Source organism: Achromobacter insolitus, from assembly GCF_002209555.1.
Classification (GTDB): Bacteria; Pseudomonadota; Gammaproteobacteria; order Burkholderiales; family Burkholderiaceae_B; genus Achromobacter; species Achromobacter insolitus.
The window spans coordinates 462,204-482,871 of sequence record NZ_NJIF01000001.1 but is presented as its reverse complement, the minus strand read 5'-3'; the positions used below and the strand labels follow the sequence as shown (position 1 = coordinate 482,871).

The 20,668-nt window shown below is 65.6% G+C and carries 19 protein-coding genes; 7 read left to right on the top strand and 12 right to left on the bottom strand.

The window, feature by feature from the left end:
- The first annotated feature begins 38 nt into the window (after positions 1-38).
- The 3 genes from CEY08_RS02120 to CEY08_RS02110 are packed head-to-tail and all read left to right on the top strand — an operon-like array spanning position 39 to position 3,885.
- Positions 39-1,199: a DmpA family aminopeptidase gene (locus CEY08_RS02120; RefSeq protein WP_076815786.1), complete on the top strand. Its 1,161-nt coding sequence runs from the start codon at positions 39-41 to the stop codon at positions 1,197-1,199.
- Between the two features lie 20 nt (positions 1,200-1,219).
- Entirely contained in the window at positions 1,220-2,080 is an 861-nt protein-coding gene (locus CEY08_RS02115) for a M55 family metallopeptidase (RefSeq protein ID WP_042792435.1), read from the top strand.
- 14 nt (positions 2,081-2,094) lie between these two features.
- Positions 2,095-3,885, top strand: coding sequence for an aminopeptidase P family protein (locus CEY08_RS02110; protein ID WP_076815784.1), 1,791 nt, complete (start codon positions 2,095-2,097; stop codon positions 3,883-3,885).
- A 70-nt stretch (positions 3,886-3,955) separates the two neighbouring features.
- Here CEY08_RS02110 and CEY08_RS02105 read toward each other — a convergent pair whose 3' ends face one another.
- Complete coding sequence (locus tag CEY08_RS02105) at positions 3,956-4,957, bottom strand: hypothetical protein (RefSeq protein WP_076815782.1); 1,002 nt, start codon at positions 4,955-4,957, stop codon at positions 3,956-3,958.
- Between the two features lie 241 nt (positions 4,958-5,198).
- Between CEY08_RS02105 and pyrG the strand changes: the two genes are divergently transcribed.
- The 4 genes from pyrG to ftsB all read left to right on the top strand — a co-directional run bounded on the left by pyrG (position 5,199) and on the right by ftsB (position 9,112).
- Positions 5,199-6,851, top strand: coding sequence for a CTP synthase (gene pyrG / locus CEY08_RS02100; RefSeq protein WP_063641916.1), 1,653 nt, complete (start codon positions 5,199-5,201; stop codon positions 6,849-6,851).
- A 203-nt stretch (positions 6,852-7,054) separates the two neighbouring features.
- The gene (locus tag CEY08_RS02090) at positions 7,055-7,339 is read left to right on the top strand and encodes a DUF1330 domain-containing protein (protein WP_042792438.1); all 285 of its coding nucleotides are present in this window, start codon (positions 7,055-7,057) and stop codon (positions 7,337-7,339) included.
- Positions 7,340-7,343: 4 nt separating this feature from the next.
- Positions 7,344-8,630 carry a phosphopyruvate hydratase gene (eno, locus tag CEY08_RS02085; protein WP_042792439.1) on the top strand — a complete coding sequence of 429 codons (1,287 nt, stop codon included), beginning with the start codon at positions 7,344-7,346 and terminating at the stop codon, positions 8,628-8,630.
- Between the two features lie 68 nt (positions 8,631-8,698).
- Entirely contained in the window at positions 8,699-9,112 is a 414-nt protein-coding gene (ftsB, locus tag CEY08_RS02080) for a cell division protein FtsB (protein ID WP_063641914.1), read from the top strand.
- Positions 9,113-9,148: 36 nt separating this feature from the next.
- Here the strand turns inward: ftsB and CEY08_RS02075 are convergent, their stop codons facing one another.
- From CEY08_RS02075 to CEY08_RS02025, 11 genes are all read right to left on the bottom strand, one after another.
- Positions 9,149-9,883 carry a pilus assembly protein TadE gene (locus CEY08_RS02075; protein ID WP_076815778.1) on the bottom strand — a complete coding sequence of 245 codons (735 nt, stop codon included), beginning with the start codon at positions 9,881-9,883 and terminating at the stop codon, positions 9,149-9,151.
- A gap of 91 nt (positions 9,884-9,974) precedes the next feature.
- On the bottom strand, positions 9,975-10,904 hold the full coding sequence (gene hslO, locus CEY08_RS02070; RefSeq protein WP_063641910.1) for an Hsp33 family molecular chaperone HslO: 930 nt from the start codon (positions 10,902-10,904) through the stop codon (positions 9,975-9,977).
- A gap of 73 nt (positions 10,905-10,977) precedes the next feature.
- Positions 10,978-11,499, bottom strand: a complete 522-nt coding sequence (locus tag CEY08_RS02065) for a gamma carbonic anhydrase family protein (protein WP_042792443.1) — start codon at positions 11,497-11,499, stop codon at positions 10,978-10,980.
- Positions 11,500-11,521: 22 nt separating this feature from the next.
- The gene (locus tag CEY08_RS02060; protein ID WP_042792444.1) at positions 11,522-13,216 is read right to left on the bottom strand and encodes an acetate--CoA ligase; all 1,695 of its coding nucleotides are present in this window, start codon (positions 13,214-13,216) and stop codon (positions 11,522-11,524) included.
- Between the two features lie 126 nt (positions 13,217-13,342).
- A complete protein-coding gene (locus CEY08_RS02055; protein WP_088607571.1) occupies positions 13,343-14,215 on the bottom strand; it encodes a UDP-2,3-diacylglucosamine diphosphatase in 873 nt (290 codons plus the stop codon).
- A gap of 126 nt (positions 14,216-14,341) precedes the next feature.
- On the bottom strand, positions 14,342-15,250 hold the full coding sequence (locus tag CEY08_RS02050; protein WP_076815776.1) for a DUF2167 domain-containing protein: 909 nt from the start codon (positions 15,248-15,250) through the stop codon (positions 14,342-14,344).
- A gap of 141 nt (positions 15,251-15,391) precedes the next feature.
- Positions 15,392-15,907: an RDD family protein gene (locus CEY08_RS02045; protein WP_042792446.1), complete on the bottom strand. Its 516-nt coding sequence runs from the start codon at positions 15,905-15,907 to the stop codon at positions 15,392-15,394.
- Positions 15,908-16,431: 524 nt separating this feature from the next.
- On the bottom strand, positions 16,432-16,620 hold the full coding sequence (locus CEY08_RS02040) for a hypothetical protein (RefSeq protein WP_006389355.1): 189 nt from the start codon (positions 16,618-16,620) through the stop codon (positions 16,432-16,434).
- A 259-nt stretch (positions 16,621-16,879) separates the two neighbouring features.
- The gene (locus CEY08_RS02035; RefSeq protein WP_084738610.1) at positions 16,880-18,595 is read right to left on the bottom strand and encodes a THUMP domain-containing protein; all 1,716 of its coding nucleotides are present in this window, start codon (positions 18,593-18,595) and stop codon (positions 16,880-16,882) included.
- A gap of 36 nt (positions 18,596-18,631) precedes the next feature.
- Positions 18,632-19,060 carry a CopD family protein gene (locus CEY08_RS02030; protein ID WP_170946302.1) on the bottom strand — a complete coding sequence of 143 codons (429 nt, stop codon included), beginning with the start codon at positions 19,058-19,060 and terminating at the stop codon, positions 18,632-18,634.
- 97 nt (positions 19,061-19,157) lie between these two features.
- Positions 19,158-20,609, bottom strand: coding sequence for a bifunctional 2-methylcitrate dehydratase/aconitate hydratase (locus CEY08_RS02025; protein ID WP_076815774.1), 1,452 nt, complete (start codon positions 20,607-20,609; stop codon positions 19,158-19,160).
- Positions 20,610-20,668: the final 59 nt, after the last annotated feature.

The following is a 20,668-nucleotide window of genomic DNA, read 5'->3' as shown; positions in this document are numbered from 1 at the left end:
GATTTTCCGCCGCCGCCTCCGTCCGCCAAGCGCGCCATATGCGCGTGCCGCGGACCCCGGGCGGCGGCGTTTTGCATTCTGGAGCGTGGCAACACGTAGCGAACATGGACAAACAAGCGCTGGATATCCCTCACATCGGCGTAATGCCGTCGGGGCCGCTGGATTCGATCTGCGACGTGGGCGAGGTTACCGTCGGCCACTGCACGCTGGCCGAGGGCCCGCTGCAGACAGGCGTCACCGTCGTGCGTCCGCACGGCGGCGATCCCTATCTGGACAAGGTGCCGGCCGCCGCCACGGTGCTCAACGGCTTCGGCAAAAGCACGGGCCTGGTCCAGGTTCAGGAACTGGGCGTGCTGGAAACGCCCATCGGCCTGACGAACACCTTCGGCGTGGGCACCGTGGCCAATGCGCAGATCCGCGCCGCGGTCGCGGCCAACCCAGGCATCGGCCGGGGCATGGCCACCGTCAATCCGCTGGTCTTCGAATGCAACGACGGCTACCTGAACGACATCCAGGCGCTGGCGGTAGAAGAATCGCACTACGCCGCTGCGCTGGCAGCGGCCGCCAAGCAGTTCGAGCTGGGTGCCGTGGGCGCCGGACGCGGAATGTCCTGCTTTTCGTTCAAAGGCGGCATCGGGTCGGCTTCGCGCCTGGCTTCGGTCCAGCCGGGACTGCAGTACACGGTGGGAGCGCTGGTGCTGTCCAACTTCGGCCGTCTGCCGAACCTGACGGTGGCGGGCCGGCCTTTCGGCCGCCGGCTCGCGGAACAGTTGGATCGCGGCCTGGCGCAGGCAGGCGAGAACGCCGCCATCGTGCCGGAGAAGGGCTCGATCATCCTGCTGCTGGCCACCGACGCGCCCCTGGACTCGCGCCAGCTGCGCCGCCTGTCGCTGCGGGCAGGCGCGGGACTGGCGCGCACGGGCTCGGTGTTCGGCCATGGCAGCGGCGATATCGCGCTGGCGTTTTCCACGGCCTACACGGTTCCGCAATTGCCCGAGCAGCCCATGCCGGCAATCGCCATGCTGCATGAGGCCCGCATCGATCCCTTGTTCGAAGCGGCTGCCGAAGCCTGCGAACAGGCCATTGTTTCCGCGCTGTGGCACGCCGATGGCGTGACGGGGCGCGACGGCAACCACCGCGCTTCAATCCGTGACGCGGCGCCGCAGTGGCGCCAGTGGCTGTCCGACACCGCATTCTGAATTCATCGAAGGCTGACCCCATGAAGATCCTGATTTCCACCGATATCGAAGGCGTCGCCGGCGTCTTCCATTCCGAGCAAGTCCGCGCCGGCAATGGCGAATATGAGCGCGCCCGCGCCTGGATGACCGCCGAGGCCAACGCGGCCGTGCAGGGCGCGATCGCCGGCGGCGCCGAAGAAATCCTCGTCAACGATTCGCACGGCGGCTTTCGCAACCTGCTGCCGGACGGCCTGGACGAGCGCGCCCGCCTGGTACTGGGCAAGCCGCGCTACCTCGGCATGATGGGCGGCCTGGAAGAGGGCTGCGACGCCGTCTTCATGATCGGCTACCACTCGCGTTCGCAAGGCCGCGGCATCCTGGCCCACACCATCAACAGCTTCGCGTTCGCCCGTGTATTCATCAACGGCATGGAACTGGGCGAGGCCGGGCTCTACGGCGCGCTGGCGGGCGAGATGGGCGTGCCTGTCATCCTGGGCACCGGCGACGATGCCTTCATCGAGGAAACGCGCGACACGTTTCCGGGCGCCGAATGGGTACAGACCAAAGTGGCCCATGGGCAGGGCAGCGGGGTGACCCTGTCGCCGGCCGCCTCGCGGCGCGCGATTGCGGCAGCCGCCGAAACCGCCGTGAGAAATCTCAAAGGGGGCGTTTCTGCCTTGGGGCAGGCCGGCGGCAGAAAAGGCGTACCGGTTCCTTTCCGTATTCCCGCCCCTATAGAATGCCGGTTGCAGACGCAAAGCTCGGCTCTGGCCGACCTGTTCTGCATGTGGCCCACGCTGGAACGCGTGGACGGCGTGACCCTGCGATTCACCACGGATAGCATGCAGTCGGCCGTCCGCACGCTGAACAGCCTGGCCGCCATGTCTTTCATGTTGCGCTAAGGATCCCATCCCCCATGTCTAGCACCGACGCCCGTATCGCCCAATTGCGGCAGGCCATGAGCCGCCGCGGCCTATCCGCCTATGTCGTTCCTTCCTCGGACCCGCATCTGTCGGAGTACCTGCCCGCGCGCTGGCAAGGACGGCGCTGGCTGACCGGCTTCACGGGCTCGGTCGGCACGCTGGTGGTCACGGCGGATTTCGCCGGCCTGTGGGTGGACAGCCGCTACTGGGTACAGGCCGAGGCGCAATTGGCCGGCACTTGCGTGCAGTTGATGAAGATCGCGCTGGCCACGACGCCCGGTCACGTGGATTGGCTGGCCGCCAATACCGGGGCGGGCCAGATCATCGGAGTGGACGGGCAGGTGCTGGGCCTGGGCGCTTTCCGCGCGCTGTCGGCGGCGGCGGCTTCCGCCGGCGCCATCCTGGAGATTCGCGAGGACTTGCTGGAAGACATCTGGACGGACCGTGCCGGTCTGCCCGGTGCCGCCATCTATGAACACGTCGCGCCGCAGGCCTGCGTGACCCGCGCCGACAAGCTCGCGCAGGTGCGCGAGGCCATGCGGGCGCATGGCGCCGACGTGCATTTCCTCAGCACGTTGGACGACATCGCCTGGCTCTTCAACCTGCGCGGCGCGGACGTGGATTACAACCCGGTGTTCGTCGGCCACGCGCTGGTCGGCCTGGACCACGCCACGCTGTTCGTGGCCAATGGCAAGATCGACGCCGGCCTGCGCGCCGTACTGGCGGCCGATGGCGTCGAAGTGGCCGATTACGTCCAGGCGGCCGATGCCCTGGCTTCGCTGGAACTGGACCAGAAGCTGCTGATCGATCCGGCCCGTGTGACCTGCGGCGTATTCCATGCCATGGATCCGGCGGTGCCGCGCGTCGAGGCCATCAATCCGTCCACACTGCTGAAGTCCCGCAAGACCGACGCCGAATTGGCCAACGTGCGCCAGGCCATGGCGCAGGACGGCGCCGCTCTCTGTGAATTCTTCGCATGGTTCGAAGGCGCGCTGGGCAAGGAAACCATCACGGAACTGACCATCGACGAGCAGATCACCGCCGCCCGCGCACGCCGGCCCGCCTACGTCTGCCCCAGCTTTGCCACCATCGCGGGGTTCAACGCCAATGGCGCGATGCCGCACTACCGCGCCACCCCCGAGTCGCATGCCACCATTGAAGGCGACGGCCTGCTGTTGATCGACTCGGGCGGCCAGTACCTGGGCGGCACGACCGACATCACCCGCGTGGTCGCGGTGGGCACGCCCAACGCCGATCAGAAGGTCGACTTCACGCTGGTGCTCAAGGGCATGATCGCGTTGTCGCGCGCGTCGTTCCCGCGCGGCACGCCTTCGCCCATGCTGGATGCCATTGCGCGCGCGCCCATCTGGGAGGGCGGCGCGGAATACGGCCATGGCACCGGCCACGGCGTGGGTTACTTCCTGAACGTCCACGAAGGTCCGCAGGTCATTTCCTATCGCGCCGCGCCCGGCCCGCACACGGCCATGGAACCGGGCATGATCACCTCCAACGAACCGGGCATCTACCGTCCGGGCCGCTGGGGCGTGCGCATCGAAAACCTGGTCGCCAACCGTGCCTGGCTGACCTCGGAACTGGGCGAATTCCTGTGCTTTGAAACGCTGACGCTGTGCCCGATCGACACGCGCTGCATCGAGCCTTCGCTGATGCGCGCGGACGAGATCGCGTGGCTTAACGACTATCACAAGACGGTGTTCGAACGCCTGTCGCCGCTGGTCGAGGGCGAGGCGCTGGCTTGGCTGGAACGCCGTACGGCAGCGATCTGAACGGTGGCGCACGGCGCATGAAAAAGGCCGCGGGCGTGATGCCCGCGGCCTTTTCTTCTGGCCCGCCAGTTCAGGCCTGGCGCGATGGGGCGTTGGCGCCGCGGTACAAGGCAAGCTTGCCTGCCCAGCAACCCACGACCAGCAGCGCGCCGTACGCCAGCAGCAGGACGGCTACTGTCATTTGCGATTGCGCGACGCGGACCAGTTGGCTCCAGGTCATGGCCTTGATGCTCAGGTAGCCCAGGCCGATCCCCAGCCCCTGGGCGATCCAGAACGCCAGGGTGCCGTGGATCGCCGCCCGGCAAGGGCCGGCGCGGCCCGTGTCAGGCGGCAGGATTTTCAGGCAGGCCCGCGCGCAAAGTGCCAGCACGGCCGCCGGCATCACCAGATAGCCCAGCGCGTAGGCCAGTCCGCCCGCCTCGGGCGATTGCGCGTGCAGGTAGCCGCCCACGAGGGTCGAGGCGTTCAACTGCCAGATCAGCACGACCAGGCTGGCGATCCAGGCTGCATGCGACCTGCCATATTCCGGCCCGCCCGCGGGGCCCGCCGGCCGCACCGTCCAGGCGGCGATACGCACGACTGCCCACGCGCCGATGATGTCCGTGAGGATGGTCAGCAGCTTGATCAGTACATTCAGCGCGATCATCTTGCCGATGAAACTCTGGCCGAACCAGCCATCCAGCGCATCGCGATTGGCCAGCAGCCATTCCATCAATCGGGATTGCAGGATAGCGATGCCCGCCGACGAGGTCAGCGTGAAGAGCAGCAGCAGCGAAATGAAGGTGCCGTACAGCTTGCGCGGTTCGTCCACGGCCTGGGTCGCGTGGCGCGCGAGCCAGCGGTGCATGGTGCTCCAGACGACGAGCCCGACGACTGCGAGCGTGGCGACAGTGGTGGCCGCGAACTGCGCCAGGAACTGCGGGGTGCTCAATGCTTCCCGCATGGCGGCGCTTTGGGGCAGGCCGAACCAGGCATAGCCATGGGCCAGCAGCGTGTATGTCAGCTGAATCAGGACGGCTATGAGCGCCAGGCGTCGGGCGGGCAGAGCGGAAGATGGAGCAGCGGTCATCATCGATGTAGGAAGGGGCGAGTCCCTGGGAGATCGTGGTGTTGCGAAACAACAGTGCAGAAAAAATTAGGGATCGACCATAGCACGCGGCTCGGCCCCGCCGCGCAAGGGGATGGGCTCCGCGGCATTTGGAGTGCTGCCAAATGTTACGCCCCGGAGCTAGGGGAAAACCCAAATAACCTCCGCCGCCCGGCTATAATCCAAATTTCCCGCACGCGCCCGCTCGTCCCGGGTGCTCATTACGATGACCAAATACGTATTTGTCACCGGCGGTGTGGTGTCTTCCCTGGGCAAAGGCATCGCCGCTGCGTCGCTCGCCGCCATCCTCGAGTCGCGTGGCCTGCAAGTCACCATGCTGAAGCTCGACCCGTATATCAACGTCGATCCGGGCACGATGAGCCCGTTCCAGCATGGCGAGGTGTTCGTCACGGAAGACGGCGCCGAAACCGATCTGGACCTTGGCCACTACGAGCGCTTCATTTCGGCTCGCATGCACAAGGTGAACAACTTCACCACCGGCCAGATCTACGAATCCGTGCTCCGCAAGGAGCGCCGCGGCGACTACCTGGGCAAGACCGTCCAGGTCATCCCGCACATCACCAACGAAATCCAGGACTTCATCGCCCGCGGCGCCGAAGCCGCCTGGAACGGCAATACCGACGTCGCCATCGTTGAGATCGGCGGCACGGTCGGCGACATCGAGTCCCTGCCGTTCCTGGAGGCCGCCCGCCAGATGAGCCTCCGTATGGGGCGCAACAACGCCGCCTTCGTGCACTTGACCCTGGTGCCCTTCATCGCTTCGGCCGGCGAACTCAAGACCAAGCCGACCCAGCACTCGGTGCAGAAGCTGCGCGAAATCGGTATCTACCCGAACGTGCTCCTGTGCCGCGCCGACCGCCGCATCCCGGACGACGAGCGCGCCAAGATCTCCATGTTCTCCAACGTGCCCCTGGACGCGGTCATTTCCGTCTGGGACGCCGATTCGATCTACAAGATCCCGGCCATGCTGCACAAGCAGGGCGTGGACAACATCGTCTGCGAAGCCCTGGGCCTCACCCCGCCGCCCGCCGACCTGTCCATGTGGGACAACCTGGTCGAGGCGCTGGAACATCCGGAACACCAGCTCACCATCGGCATGGTCGGCAAGTACGTCGACCTGACTGAATCGTACAAGTCGCTGACGGAAGCCCTGGTCCACGCCGGCATCCACACGCGCTCGAAGATCAACATCGAGTACATCGACTCCGAAGACATCGAAACCCGCGGCACCGACCAGCTCAAGCACCTGGACGCCATCCTGGTTCCGGGCGGCTTCGGCAAGCGCGGCACCGAAGGCAAGATCGCCGCCATCCGCTACGCCCGTGAAAACGGCGTGCCTTACCTGGGCATCTGCCTGGGCATGCAGCTGGCGGTCATCGAGTTCGCGCGCCACGTCGCCGGCCTGGGCGGCGCCAACAGCACGGAATTCGATCCCTCGGCGCCGCACCCCGTGGTCGCCCTGATCACCGAATGGATGGACCGCGAGGGCAAGGTCGAAAAGCGCAACTCGTCGTCCGACCTGGGCGGCACGATGCGCAAGGGCGCGCAACGCGTGCCTATCAAGTCCGGCACGCGCGCTCAGGCCATCTACGGCGACGAAGTGAACGAACGTCACCGCCATCGCTACGAGGTCAATAACGTCTATGTGCCGCGCCTGGAAGAGGCCGGCATGGTGATCAGTGCCCGTACGCCGAGCGAAAACCTGCCGGAAATGATGGAATTGCCGGATCACCCGTGGTTCGTGGGCGTGCAGTTCCACCCCGAGTTCACGTCCACCCCGCGTGACGGCCACCCGTTGTTCACGAGCTATATCCGCGCCGCCATCGAGCAGAAGGCTCGCCGCGGCCAGGAGGCGTAATGCGCGCCTGCGGTCTGGAGTTCCGTAAGCGGATCTTCTGGACCGCGGGCCGCTGCCTCAGCGCCGCCCTGTACGGCGGCGCTTCTTTCGGATACAACCGATTAGCATCAGATATGCGTCGCCAGGCCGCCTTGCGCGACACTGGCGGCTTCGCCGTATCCGGTGCCAGACCGAAACCAACGCAACTGCTCTGAAGGAACCCCATGAGTGCCTACCTCATCGCCGACGTCTCAGTGACCAAGCCCGCGCAATACGAGGATTACAAGCGTCTGTCCACGCTCGCCATGCGCGCGTACGATGCGAAGATCCTGGTGCGTGGCGGCGAATCCAGGCACCTCGAGGGCCGTGAGCCTGGCCGTACCGTCGTCATGGAGTTCCCCTCCATGACCGCGGCCCAGGCTTTCTACGACTCCTGGCAGTACCGCCGCGCCCGCAATGCCCGCGAAGGCGCGGCCGTCATGAATATGTTTATCGTTCAGGGAATGTAAAGTCATGAGTGCAATCGTCGATATCATCGGCCGCGAGATTCTGGATTCGCGCGGCAACCCCACCGTGGAATGCGATGTGCTGCTGGAGTCCGGCGCCATGGGCCGCGCGGCCGTGCCGTCGGGCGCATCCACTGGCGCCCGCGAAGCCATCGAACTGCGCGACGGCGACAAGAGCCGTTATCTGGGCAAGGGCGTGCTGCGCGCCGTCGAGAACCTGAATACGGAAATCTCGGAAGCCTTGATGGGCCTGGACGCCCAGGAACAGACCTTCGTCGATCGCACCTTGATCGAACTGGACGGCACCGAATCCAAGGAACGCCTGGGCGCCAACGCCATCCTGGCCGCTTCCATGGCCGTGGCCCGCGCCGCCGCCGACGAGTCCGGGCTCTCCCTGTACCGCTATTTCGGCGGCAGCGGCCCCATGAGCATGCCCGTGCCGATGATGAACGTCATCAACGGCGGCGCGCACGCCAACAACACGCTGGACCTGCAGGAACTGATGATTCTGCCGGTGGGCGCGGGCAGCTTCCGCGAAGCCCTGCGCTGGGGCGCCGAAGTCTTCCACATGCTCAAGAAGCTGATCCACGGCCAGGGCATGTCCACGGCAGTGGGCGACGAGGGCGGTTTCGCGCCCAACGTGGCCAGCCACGAAGCCGCCATCCAGCTGATCCTGAAGGCCATCACCGAAGCCGGCTACGAGCCGGGCTCGCAGATCGCCTTGGGCCTGGATTGCGCCAGCTCCGAGTTCTACCGTGACGGCAAGTACACGCTGGCCGGCGAAGGCGGCATCTCGCTGTCCTCGCAGGAATTCACCAATCTGCTGGCCACCTGGTGCGACAAGTACCCGATCATTTCCATCGAAGACGGCATGGCCGAAAACGATTGGGAAGGCTGGAAGCTGCTGACCGACCAGTTGGGCAAGAAGGTGCAGCTGGTGGGCGACGACCTGTTCGTCACCAACACCAAGATCCTGCGCGAAGGCATCCAGAAGGGCGTCGCCAACTCGATCCTCATCAAGATCAACCAGATCGGCACCCTGACCGAGACTTTCGCCGCCATCGAAATGGCCAAGCGCGCCGGCTACACCGCTGTCGTGTCGCACCGTTCGGGCGAAACCGAGGACTCCACCATCGCCGACATCGCCGTGGCCACCAACGCCATGCAGATCAAGACGGGTTCGCTGTCTCGTTCGGACCGCATGGCCAAGTACAACCAGCTCCTGCGTATCGAGGAAGAGCTGGCCGAAGTCGCGTCGTACCCTGGCTTGGAAGCTTTTTACAACCTGCGTTGATGAGAAGCGCGGCTCCAGGAGTAATCCCGGGGCCGCATCCACGCCACGACTGCTGAGGGTTCCCGCGTATGCGCCTGTTGTTCCTGGTGCTGTTCGTGCTGCTAGGCCTGATCCAATACCCGCTGTGGCTGGGTAAGGGCGGGTGGTTCAAGGTCTGGGATCTGCAACGCCAGGTGGCGGAGCAACGCGAGACCAATGAAGGCCTGCGCGCGCGCAACGCCGCGCTTGAAGCGGAGGTGCGCGACCTCGAGGGTGGCTCCGGCGCCATTGAAGAGCGTGCCCGCGGCGAGCTGGGCATGATGCGCGAGGGCGAGGTGTTTGTGCACATTTTGCCGCAGAACACCCCGGCCCCGGCTGGGGGCGCGTCCCTGGCAGCGGACGCCGCGGCCAAGCCCGCCACGCCCGCGCGCGCCAGCGCGCCGGCCGCCCGCCCGGCTGCGGCCTCGCCCAGACCGGCCAATCAGACTAACGCCCGGCACTGAACGCCGGCCGCCGTTACTGTTCATTCCCCATTTCGTTCAGCCGCAGCGCAAGCTGCGGCACCCGCCGTATACGATGCCGTCGGGCTGGGGAGTCCTGCGCGCCCAATCCACCGGGTGCGAGTGCATCTCCGTTTCCAGTTCCATGCGCATGGGCAGCAGGCCTTTGGCCTGCGCGTTGCCCGCATAGCTGTTGCCGTCGTGGCTTAACGCGGCAAGCAGCCCGCGCAAGGGTGGCAGCAGCGGTTTGTGCAGATAGGTCAGGCGCAGTTTCAGCGTGTTGGCCTGGAAGATGGTCTGGCCGGCCGGCCCCGGCGGCCGGCGCGCATGCTGCAAGTCTTGATAGTTGTTGTCGATGGCGCGCATGCCCGCCGCCGCGGGTAACTGGAGTCCTGGGCGGGCATGCTCCCGGAACGACTGCTCGTCGGGCAGCAGGACCTCGATGCGCCAGGGATGCGTGCCCGAAATGGCGCTGAGTCCCGTTAGCTGGGCTTCCAGCCGGCGCCGAGCGCCAGCCAGGCCGTGCGCCCCGACGTAGCGTGGCAGCAGGGCCTGCAAAAATGCGGTCCGCATGCGCGCGGGGTTGCCGTGCGAGGTGGCGCCGGCGCGCCCGGCTTCCATCAGCGCGAGATAAGCCATCTGACGCACGCCTTGCCAGTGGGCCGCCTCGATCGAGAGCAGGCCCAGCAGCAGCACCAGCGTGGCCGCCACGGCGAATTCGAGGGCGGCCGCGCCGGCTTGGCGGCCGGAGGAGGCGTGAAAAAAGGCGGTCATGGCTGCACAGTCTGGCGCAGGCATGGCCGCCTGTCGATGAGGATAATCCGGCGTGACGGAAAGGTCCTGGCGGCTGGGCCGCCCGGACCGGTCAGTGGACCGTGGGAGGAGTGTCCGAAGCGGGCGCCGCGCCGGACGAGAACAAAGTGGCGCAGTCGACGGAATCAAACTTGTAGGGCTTGCCGCAGAAATCACAGGCGACATCGACCTGGCCGCGTTCGGCCAGAATGCTGTTGACCTCTTCCTGGCCCAGGGTGCGCAGCATGCTGGCCACGCGTTCCCGGGTGCAGGGGCAGTGCCAGCGCACCGACTGGGGATCGAACGCCACCAGGGTTTCTTCCCAGAACAGGCGGTGTATGAGCGTGTCGATGTCGGTGGCCAGCAGCTCGTCGTGCTTGATGGTGCCGGCCAGCGCGCAGGCGCGGTCCCACGTTTCGGCGGCGTTCTGCTCGGAGAGTTCCGGCGTGTCCGAACCGCCATGGTGCGGCAGGCGCTGGATCAGCATGCCCGCGGCATGCTCGGCATCGGCCGCCAGCCACAGGCGGGTGTCCAGTTGTTCAGAGGCCTTCATGTAATGTTGCAGCGCCTCGGCCACGGTGTCGCCTTCCAGCGGCACGACGCCCTGGTAGGCCTGTTGGCCCGGCAACTTGCGCTGCGGATCCAGCACCACGATGAAGCGGCCGTTGCCGCCCGGATTCAGCAGGCTTTGCATGTCGCCGCTGCTAGGCACTTCATGGCCTTCGCGCATCTTCACGGTCGCGCGCAGGCTCAGGTCGCTGCGGCACTCCACTACCAACAGGGCAATCGGGCCGTCGCCCTGGATCTGCAGTACCAGCGAGCCCTCGAACTTGATGTTGGCGGCCAACAGCGCGGACGCCGCCACCAGTTCGCCCAGCAGGTGGGTGATGGCGGGGGGATAGTCGTGATTGGCCTGTGTGGCCTTCCAGGTTGCGTCCAGGCGCACGGCCTGGATGCGGACGCTGCGGTCTTCGGTAAGGTATTTTTTGAGCTGATCAGTCATGGGGAGATGTTAGCCGATCAGCCCAGCCTATTCCCCCTGCCGTCAGCAGGGTTGGACTGCCGCCCGGGGGCGTTCAGCCGATCCGTTTCAGGGCGGTCTTGTAGTGTTGGCCCCGCGCCACGTAATGGGCGGTGTTCTTGTGCAGATTGGCGATTTCTTCGTCCGAGAGCTCGCGGACGATCTTGCCGATGCCGATGACCAGGGAATTGTCGGGAATGACACGGTCTTCGGGGATGATGGCGCCTGCCCCGATCAGGCAATTGCGGCCGATGACGGCGTTGTTCAGCACGATGGCCTGCATGCCCACGAGTGCGCCTTCATGGATGGTACAGCCGTGGAGCATGGCTTGATGACCCACGGTCACGTTGGGGCCGATGGTCATCGGACAGCCGTCGTCCACGTGCAGCACGCTGCCCTCCTGGATATTGGTGCCGCTCTTGATCAGGATGGCGTCGTTGTCGCCGCGGATCGACACGTTGGACCAGATGCTGACGCCTGCCTCCAGCGTTACGTTGCCGATGATGTCGGCGCTGTCGGCCACGTAGGCCGCCGGGTCGATGCGGGGAATCAGGTCGTCGAGCTGGTAGATGGGCATGCCTTGGTCTCCGGTTGCACTATCAGGCCTTGGGAGCCTGCAGCGCGTCTGTCTGGCCCGCGGCCGTCCGCGAGCGTTCTTCTTCGCGCAGGCGCAGGATGCGGCGCTGGATTTTACCGGTGGTCGTCATGGGCAGTTCGTCGACGAATTCGATCTCCTTCGGGTACTCATACGGAGCGAGGCGCTCGCGCACGTGCTCCTGCAGGTTCTCGATGATGTCGTTGCGATCGCGCTGCGCGAACTCGGGCGTCAGCACCACATAGGCCTTGACCAGGGCGCCGCGCTCCGCGTCCGGCTTGGGTACGACGGCGGCGTTGGCCACGGCCGGATGCCCAATGAGGCAGCTTTCGATTTCCCCGGGGCCAATCCGGTAGCCGGCGGACTTGAATACGTCATCCGCGCGACCCGCATACCAGAGGTAGCCATCGGCGTCGACCTTCGCCAGATCGCCGGTCAGGCACCAGTCGCCTTTGAACTTGGCCTGGGTGGCGGCTTCGTTGCGCCAGTAGCCCAGGAACATCACCGGGTCGGGGTAGCCATGGATATCGTGCCGGTTGACCGCGATTTCGCCGGTGCCGCCCGGTTCCACTGGCTTGCCGTCCTCGTCCAGCACCGCGACGTTGTGGCCTGGATAGGGGCGGCCCATGCTGCCCGGTTTGGCAGGCCAGCGCTTCTGGCTGTTGCCCACCACGTAGTTCATTTCCGTTTGACCGAACATTTCGTTGGGCGTCACGCCCAGCGCCGATTGGCACCATTCGAAAACGGTCTCGCCCACGCTTTCCCCGGCGCTCATGATGGAACGCAGGGCCAGCTGATAGCGGTTGCGCGGTTCCGGCACCGCTTTCATCATCATTTTGAGCGCGGTGGGGAAGAGAAACGTGTTGGTGACCTGATAGCGTTCCAGGAGCTCGAATGCGCGCTCGACCGAGAAGCGCCCGCGCGTGCCGACGATGGGATGGCCGAAGTAGAGCGTGGGCAGCAAGGCGTCCATCATGCCGCCGGTCCAGGCCCAGTCGGCGGGCGACCAGAACACGTCCGCGGGCTTGGGGAACCAGTCCTGCGACGCGACGAAGCCCGGCAGGTTGCCGATCAGCACGCTATGCGGGAGCAGGGCGCCCTTGGGTGCGCCAGTAGTGCCGGAGGTATAGAGCAGGATGGCAGGGTCCGACGAGCGGGTCTGGACCATTTTGAATTCGTTGGGCTGGCGCGCCAGCAGGCTGCGCCAGGGCAGCACGCGCTCGTCGGCAAAGCCGATGCCGATGATCTGTTGCAGGTTGGGGCAGTCGTCGCTGACGGCGAGCAGGTTGGCGCTGGATGCGTGATCGACGATGGCGACGCGGGTTTCGGAATCGCGCAGGCGGCTTTCCAGGGCTTCCGGCCCGAACAAGGCCGACAGGGGCAGCACCACGGCGCCCACGCTGTAGATGGCCATGTGGGCCACCACGGTTTCGGGGCGTTGTCCCAGCACCACACCGACGCGGTCGCCGCGGCCCACGCCCATTTTCACCAGGCCGTTGGCCAGCTGATTGGCCGCTTCCGCCAGGCGGGCATAGGTCCAGACCTCGCGGTTGCCGGATTCATCTTCGTAGTAGATGGCAATGCGCCGCGCATCCGGACTGCTGGATGCCCAGCGGTGGCAGCACGCTTCCGCGATGTTGAACTGGGTGGGTACCAGCCAGCGGAATGTTTGGTAGAGCGCCTGATATTGGTCGTTCATGGCCCTATGTTGTGAGCATGTTGCAGCGTGAACGGGTCAGTTCGCCCGTTGCCCCAGATGCAAGCATGACCTAGAGGGCCGTGAACTGCAACATCCCCGTTGCGTAACGGGGACGCATACGGGTTATCACGGGTGTTTGCTTTGGCGGCGTAGAGCAGACGGCAGGGCGGGCAGCGTCAGCGAGCGCGGTGCGCGCTTGCTTGGGTCGGCCTCGTGTTCCGCCATGACCGCGGCCCAATCCAGCAGCTGGAGCTGTCCGTCGTGTGTCTCGGCCAGGGCGGACAGGCTTTCCACCCAGTCGCCGTCATTGCAGTAGAGGATGTCGCCCACATGGCGCAGCTCGGCCTTGTGGATATGGCCGCAGACCACGCCGTCCAGGCCCCGGCGCCGGGCTTCGCCGGCCAAGGCTTCCTCGAAGTCCGTAATGAAGGAGACGGCGTTCTTGACCTTGTGCTTCAGATACTGCGACAGCGACCAGTAGTGCAGCCCCAGGCGATGGCGCAGCCGGTTGAAATGATGGTTGATCCACAACGCCAACTGGTAGAGCCCGTCGCCCAGGTGGGCGAGCCAGCGGCTGTGCTGGATGACGCCGTCGAACTGGTCGCCATGCAATACCAAGAGGCGCAGCCCCTTGGCGGTGACGTGCACGTCTTCGTCCAGGATTTCGATGTCGCCAAAGGCATAACCGGCGAACTCGCGCGCGAATTCATCATGGTTGCCAGGGATGAACACCACCCGGGTGCCGTTGCGCGCCTTGCGCAGAATGCGCTGGATGACGTCGTTGTGCGCCCGAGGCCAGTGCCAGTGTTTGCGCAGTTGCCAGCCGTCGACGATATCCCCCACCAGGTAAAGGGTGTCGGAATCGTTGTGGTCCAGGAAGTCGAGAAGGAATTCCGCCTTGCACCCGGCGGTGCCCAGGTGAATATCGGAAATCCAGAGGGCGCGCCAGTGCGCGGGGCGGATTTCGGTCACGGTCGCTTTCCCAGGGGCTGTGCTCATGCCTGGGAATGAAACCATCCGGCCATGACCGGAACGTGAATGCAGTATGACGCTGTTGTGACGGCGTGTCTTGCCACCGGCGGCGGCAGGCTGCCGCCGGTGGCAAGGCGTTATTCTGCCGGGCGATCAGGACTGCTGCTGGTTGGCTTTCTTGGCGCGCAGGCGTTTCCACAGGCCGCCGCCCAGCGCGGCTGCCGCCAGCACGCCGACCTTGGCGAACTTGGCCAGGAACGCGGCGATCACGGCGAACAGGCCCAGTTTCTTGGCAGCTACGCCGGCGACCAGGGCCGCCAGTCCATACTCAGCCACCTTGTCGGTCGACGAGTCGAAGTCCGCGTAGCGTTTGCCATCGACGTAGTTCAGGTTGTCCAGCAAGGTCAGCACAGCCGTCTTATCCTTGGGCACCATGTTTTTCTGCGTGATCAGGTCCAGCGTGATGTAGCCGTCGCGGCCCAGCGCATAGGTGTTGTAGTTGACGGTGGGGTTTTCCGTCGCGCTTTCGCCCTTGTGCTTGACGGCCACCGACCACACCAGCCGCTGCGTGTTGCTGTCGTACTTCGGCGCTTCGACCCAGCCGTCCATGATCAGCTCGGGAAAACCGCGCTTCTTGCGCTCTTCGTTGGATTCTTCGGTGCCTTCGCGCAGGCTGTCCAGCAGTTCGCTGACGTTCCAGTTCTTGGCGTCGTCGTCCTTGATGTAGCCGGCTTTGTCGAAATTGACGGTGATGACCCAGTCGTCATCATCGCTCTTGGGCATCACGACGCCCAGCAGCGAAGGATCCTTGCCATTCCCATAGGCTGCCATCAGGCGGTCCGCTTGCAGTCGCGGCACGAAGAACATCGATTCCGGCAGGCGTACAACGGCCTGGTCGCCCAGCTTGACGTCCGCGGGCCCTACCTGGGCGGCTGCGAAAGCGGCTTTCGTAGCTGCCTCGATTTCCTGTTGGGCCGCCGCATTCTGTGCATAGGCGCCGGCGGGCAGCAGGAACAGGGCGCTGGCGGCGGCCAGCGCAACTCGGGAAATGAAAGCGCGCATGATGGATTCTGAGGCGTCTGAAAAAAAGGGGCCCCATTGTCTTTGCGGTCGACTTTCAACTTTCTGAAAGCAAACAGCTAATTCGCCGCACGATGTTGCTGTTTGTCGCAGGATGTGTATGAGCCGGAAGCCGGATCACATCTAGCGGCCTTTCTTGCGTTGCGGCGCGTTGCGCAGGCGCGTGCCCAGGATGCGGTCGTGCAGGAACTGGCCGTCGGGATCAAACCAGGACCAGATGAAGATGGTGAAAGGCGCGGCGACGATGAACATGTCCATCGAAGGCCAGCCGGTGGCGCTGGCGGCTGCCCAGACCAGGGCTGCTCCGGCCAGGACCAGGGGCCAGGCGAGCACGTACCGCAGGACCAACCGGCCCGTGGACGGGGTGTTGCCGTCGCGGTCGACCAGACGGATGTTCCAGGTTTTCATGGGTAGCGTCTGGCCGCGGCGGCGCCAGCACAGAACGAAATACGCCCCAATGGCAAAGAACAACCATGCCTGCCGGGCACCGCGCAGTTCCAGCGCGTTTTTGCTCTGTGTGAGAGTGTCCAGGAGGTAGCCCGACAGAAACACCACGCCGAACAGCAGCACGGCTTCGTACATCATGCAGGCGAACCGGCGCAGCCGGTTGGGGGTCTGGTCGAGGAGGGCGTCGGTCATGGACGCGTATTATGCCCGGGAATGCCGGGCCTTCCCAAGGCGGGCCAGCCCCCTTGGGGGCAGCAAGCGCGCAACGCGCGCGCAGTCCGCCGGAGCGCTTGTTTGGTCCCCGCTAGAACAGCCGGCCCGCCGCCGGGCCGCCCCAAGGCGGGCCAGCCCCCTCGGGGGGCAGCAAGCGCGCAACGCGGAGCGGCTGTTGGTCCGGGCTAGAACAGCCGGCCCGCCGCCGGGCCGCCCCAAGGCGGGCCAGCCCCCTCGGGGGGCAGCAAGCGCGCAACGCGCGCGCAGCGTGGGGGCAAAAGCAACGCGCGCGCAGTCCGCCGGAGCGCTTGTTCGGTCCCCGCTAGAACAGCCGGCCCGCCGCCGGGCCGCCCCAAGGCGGGCCAGCCCCCTCGGGGGGCAGCAAGCGCGCAACGCGCGCGCAGCGTGGGGGCAAAAAAAACCCGCCGGTAAGGGCGGGTCTTAAAAGGGGCTGTGCAGCCCCCAAGGGGAAAACTGTTCAGGCCGAAAGCCTGGGGCCTTGCTTAGGCGGCGGAGTGCGCGTTCTTGGCGCTCGTCTTGCCAGCCAGGGCACGGATGCCGTGGGCCAGCTTACGCAGGCCGGCGGCCAAAGCCCGCATCGGATGCGGACGGAATTGTTCTTCAATAGCCTGGAGCATCAGTTGGCGCTCGAGTTCGTCGGTCAGGCGGATGGTGTTGTTCGGGTTGATCACAATAGCCTCCACGGGCTTGCACTGTTTGTTTAGCTACTAGGGATAACCCGAATTATAGGGGTTAACCCTGAACTTGTGCAAGTGGCCGGTGCATATTGGCAACACCCTGGTGCGATGATGCTCCCAAATGATGCGGGGGAACACCATAAGCAAAGATACGCCGCCCATGTTGCGGCGCTTTTACAACGGGCGGTGCCAAGTCGGCAGAGGGATGAGGGAGGCGCGTCCGTGGGGCGAGGGCCTCCCGGACGCGGCGCCCTCAGGCGTCGCGATAGCCGGCGGCGACCAGCTCGAAGCCGAACAGGCGGCAGTCCAACGAGCCGTTATGCAGGGGTACTCGGCGCTTGGGCTTCAGGCGCAGCTGATTGGGCAGCGTCAGATCGCTCGTGATGACGTGCAACTGCCAGCCGGCGAAATTGCGCTTCAGGCAGGTCGCCCAGTCGCGCCAAAGATCTGCATCTTGTTCCGTCCCCATACGCTCGCCATAGGGCGGGTTGGTTACGATCCAACCGTGCTCGGCGGGTGCCGATACGTGGCGGGCATCGCCGACCTCAAACCGGATGGAGTCTTCCGTCAGCCAGGCGCGCTCGGCGTTGTTGCGGGCGAACTCGATGGCGCGCGGGTCCAGGTCGTAGCCGACCAGCGGCGCGTCCAGTTGCGGCAGGATGCGTGAGCGGGCGTCGTCCTTCAGGTCGCGCCAGCGATAGGCATCGTGTCCGCGCAAGCGCTCGAAACCGAACGGACGCGAGATGCCCGGGGGCACGCCCAGCGCGATCCAGGCGGCCTCGATGAGTATGGTGCCGGATCCGCAGAATGGATCCAGCAGCGGCGCTGCCGGATCCCAGCCAGCCAAGGCCAGCATGCCGGCGGCAAGGTTCTCGCGCAGCGGCGCTTCGCCCTTGTCCAGGCGCCAGCCGCGCTTGAACAACGATTCACCCGAGGTGTCCAGGTACAGCGTGGCCGTATGTCCGGTCAGGAACAGGTGCACGCGAGCATCCGGACGCACCGTGTCGATGCTCGGGCGCTCGCCTTCCAGGTCGCGCAGGCGGTCGCAGATGCCGTCCTTGGCGCGCAGATTGCAGTACTGCAAGCTCTGCACCGGGCTCTTGATGGCGGAGGTGTCCACGCGCAGGGTCTGCTCGGCGCCGAACCAGCGCTCCCAGGGGGTGTCGCGGGCCAGATCCAGGATGTCGTCTTCGTGCGAAATCTCGGCATGCGCCACCTGTACCAGGATGCGGGTTGCCAGACGCGAATACAGGTTGGCGCGCTGGACTCCCGACCAGTCGGCGGTAAAGGAACAGCCGGCGCGGCCGGCCCGGGCATCCTCGAAGCCCAGCGCCTGCATTTCCGCCGTCAGCGCTTCTTCCAGCCCTTGCGGGCAGGGGGCGAAGATGGGAAACACTTCCGCCTGGCGGGTTTCGCGCGGCCGGCGGCTGCGAACCTCTACTGAGGGTTCGCGCTTGCCGCGGTGTTCGTCGCGGCCATGATCGGGGTAGCCGGCTTCGGCGGCGTCCGACTCCAGCGCGTGGTCGGATTCGGCGGGGAATTCGGGGGCAGGGCCGTCGTCTTCGAACGGGTCGTAGAAACGCCCCGCCGGCGTGGCTGGCGCGATGTACTGATCGTCGCGCAGGCGCGGCGCACGCTGAGGGACCCGGCCGGAGCGGCCGCCTGGCTCGGCTTCGCGCCGCGGGCCGTCAGGACGCTTGCGGCTCGCAGCCGGCCGGTCCGCTGCGTCGCGCGAGGGCTGGCCGCGGCTGGCGCCGCGCGGGCCTCGGGCTTCCTCGTCCTTGCGGCGCTGATAGGCGGCGGGATCCTTCTGGCGTTCGATGTTTTCCTTGGTGCGCTCTTGCTGCGCCACCAGGCGGGCGCGTGCGCCCGAGCGGGTGCGCTTGGGCGCCTCGGCGGCGTGGGCGTCACGCGCCGTTTTCTTGATCGTCAGCGTCTTGCGCGGGCGGTCCTGTTCATCAGAGGACATACGAATCCTGGCGAATGTGCAAAGGTAGAGGGGGTATCAGAAGGGTTTGACGACGACCAGCGCCACCACCACCAAGAGCAGCAAGACGGGAACTTCGTTGAACCAGCGATAGAACTTGTGGGAACGGGTGTTTTTACCCTGTTCGAATTTGCGCAGCATCAGGCCACAGGCGTGATGGTAGCCGATGACGAGCAGGACGAAAAAGAGCTTGGCGTGCATCCAGCCATTGCCGGGGCCGACTCCGATGCCGTAACCCAGGTACAGCCACATGCCGAAGACAACTGCGACGACGGCCAGGATGGTGGTGAAGCGGTACAGGCGGCGCGCCATGCCCAGCAGGGTGGTCTGGACCGCGGGGTCCGATTGCTGCGCCAGGTTCACGAAAATGCGCGGCAGATAGAACAGGCCGGCAAACCAGGAAGCGATAAAGACAATATGAAAGGTCTTGACCCAAAGCATGGCCATGGCGCGATCCAGTCGAGGAAAGCCGCATTGTAAGCTGCGCCCTCGCGCCAGGCGGCCTCAAGCAAAGCCCTGCGGGCAGGGCTTTGCCGGATAGGCCTCAGATCACGTACAGGTCGACGTATTCGTGGACGGGCATGGATTCCAACCGTTTCTGGTCAAGCGAGATCTGCAGGATGCGGTCCTGCTGGCGGACTGGGAACATGCGCGCCAGATTCGTGCGGAACTTGGCTTCCAGCAGCGGTATGCCCTCGGCACGGCGGCGCTTGTGGCCGATGGGGTACTCGCAGACGATTTCGTCCATGCGCGTGCCGTCCTTGAACTCCACTGTGAGCGCGTTGGCGATCGAGCGCTTGTCGGGGTCGTGATAATCCCGGGTATAGGCGGGATCTTCCACGCAGACGATCTTGTCACGCAGCGCGTCGATGCGCGGATCCCGCGCGACCTCATCTTCGTAGTCGGCCGCGGTCAGGCGGCCGAATAGCGTCGGCACCGCCACCATGTACTGGATGCAGTGGTCCCGGTCGGCCGGATTGGCCAGCGGTCCCTTCTTGTCGATGATGCGGATGCAGGCTTCGTGCGTGCGTATCGTGATTTTCGCGATGTCGTCGGCGCTTTTGCCGGCTGCTTCCAGCCGGCCATGGAGCTCCATGGCGCATTCCACGGCGGTCTGGGCGTGGAACTCGGCCGGGAACGAAATCTTGAACAGCACGTTCTCCATCACATAGCTGCCGTAGGGGCGCTGGAACCGGAACGGCTGGCCTTTGAACAGCACGTCGTAGAAGCCCCAGGTCTTGGCCGTCAGCACGGACGGATAGCCCATTTCGCCGGTCCTGGCGATGAGCGCCAGGCGCACGGCGCGGCTGGTGGCGTCGCCCGCCGCCCAGCTCTTGCGGCTGCCGGTATTGGGCGCGTGGCGATAGGTACGCAGGCTTTGGCCGTCGACCCAGGCCAGCGACACCGCGTTGATCACTTCCTCGCGGCTCAGGCCCAGCATTTGCGCCACCACGGCGGTGGAGGCAACTTTCACCAGAACGACGTGGTCCAGGCCGACCTTGTTGAAGGAGTTTTCGAGCGCGATGCAGCCCTGGATTTCATGCGCCTTGATCATGCCGGTCAGCACATCGCGCATCAGCAGGGGAGGCTTGCCCGCGGCGACCGCGGTGCGGGACAGCCAGTCGGCGGTCGCCAGGATGCCGCCCAGGTTGTCGGACGGGTGGCCCCATTCGGCGGCCAGCCAGGTGTCGTTGAAGTCCAGCCAGCGGATCATCGTGCCGATGTTGAACGCGGCCTGCACGGGATCGAGCTGGAATTGCGTGCCCGGCACCTTGGCGCCGTGGGGCACTGCCGTGCCGGGGACGATGGGCCCCAGCAGTTTCTTGCACGCGGGATACTCCAGCGCTTCCAGGCCGCAGCCCAGCGTGTCGATCAGGCAGTTGCGCGCCGTTTCGTACGCCAGGCCGCTCTGGATTTCATACTTCAGGACGTAGTCGGCGATATCGACCAGAACCAGGTCGGGATCGGGACGGACGTTGGAGATCGGGGCAGACATAGCGGTACCTCTCCATGGAATGAATACAGGTGGCCATGCCGTGCCTCGTCCGCGCCCTT

What these genes read in the sequence shown, in the direction of transcription:
- CEY08_RS02045 (WP_042792446.1), bottom strand. Translation starts at nt 15,907, where the DNA reads ATGACCGACGCCCTCCTCGACCAGACCCCCAACCGGCTGCGCCGGTTC.
- CEY08_RS02110 (WP_076815784.1), top strand. Translation starts at nt 2,095, where the DNA reads ATGTCTAGCACCGACGCCCGTATCGCCCAATTGCGGCAGGCCATGAGC.
- CEY08_RS02115 (WP_042792435.1), top strand. Translation starts at nt 1,220, where the DNA reads ATGAAGATCCTGATTTCCACCGATATCGAAGGCGTCGCCGGCGTCTTC.
- CEY08_RS02060 (WP_042792444.1), bottom strand. Translation starts at nt 13,216, where the DNA reads ATGAACGACCAATATCAGGCGCTCTACCAAACATTCCGCTGGCTGGTA.
- CEY08_RS02105 (WP_076815782.1), bottom strand. Translation starts at nt 4,957, where the DNA reads ATGATGACCGCTGCTCCATCTTCCGCTCTGCCCGCCCGACGCCTGGCG.
- pyrG (WP_063641916.1), top strand. Translation starts at nt 5,199, where the DNA reads ATGACCAAATACGTATTTGTCACCGGCGGTGTGGTGTCTTCCCTGGGC.
- CEY08_RS02090 (WP_042792438.1), top strand. Translation starts at nt 7,055, where the DNA reads ATGAGTGCCTACCTCATCGCCGACGTCTCAGTGACCAAGCCCGCGCAA.
- CEY08_RS02055 (WP_088607571.1), bottom strand. Translation starts at nt 14,215, where the DNA reads ATGAGCACAGCCCCTGGGAAAGCGACCGTGACCGAAATCCGCCCCGCG.
- CEY08_RS02030 (WP_170946302.1), bottom strand. Translation starts at nt 19,060, where the DNA reads ATGGCCATGCTTTGGGTCAAGACCTTTCATATTGTCTTTATCGCTTCC.
- ftsB (WP_063641914.1), top strand. Translation starts at nt 8,699, where the DNA reads ATGCGCCTGTTGTTCCTGGTGCTGTTCGTGCTGCTAGGCCTGATCCAA.
- CEY08_RS02065 (WP_042792443.1), bottom strand. Translation starts at nt 11,499, where the DNA reads ATGCCCATCTACCAGCTCGACGACCTGATTCCCCGCATCGACCCGGCG.
- CEY08_RS02025 (WP_076815774.1), bottom strand. Translation starts at nt 20,609, where the DNA reads ATGTCTGCCCCGATCTCCAACGTCCGTCCCGATCCCGACCTGGTTCTG.
- CEY08_RS02035 (WP_084738610.1), bottom strand. Translation starts at nt 18,595, where the DNA reads ATGTCCTCTGATGAACAGGACCGCCCGCGCAAGACGCTGACGATCAAG.
- eno (WP_042792439.1), top strand. Translation starts at nt 7,344, where the DNA reads ATGAGTGCAATCGTCGATATCATCGGCCGCGAGATTCTGGATTCGCGC.
- hslO (WP_063641910.1), bottom strand. Translation starts at nt 10,904, where the DNA reads ATGACTGATCAGCTCAAAAAATACCTTACCGAAGACCGCAGCGTCCGC.
- CEY08_RS02120 (WP_076815786.1), top strand. Translation starts at nt 39, where the DNA reads ATGCGCGTGCCGCGGACCCCGGGCGGCGGCGTTTTGCATTCTGGAGCG.
- CEY08_RS02050 (WP_076815776.1), bottom strand. Translation starts at nt 15,250, where the DNA reads ATGCGCGCTTTCATTTCCCGAGTTGCGCTGGCCGCCGCCAGCGCCCTG.
- CEY08_RS02075 (WP_076815778.1), bottom strand. Translation starts at nt 9,883, where the DNA reads ATGACCGCCTTTTTTCACGCCTCCTCCGGCCGCCAAGCCGGCGCGGCC.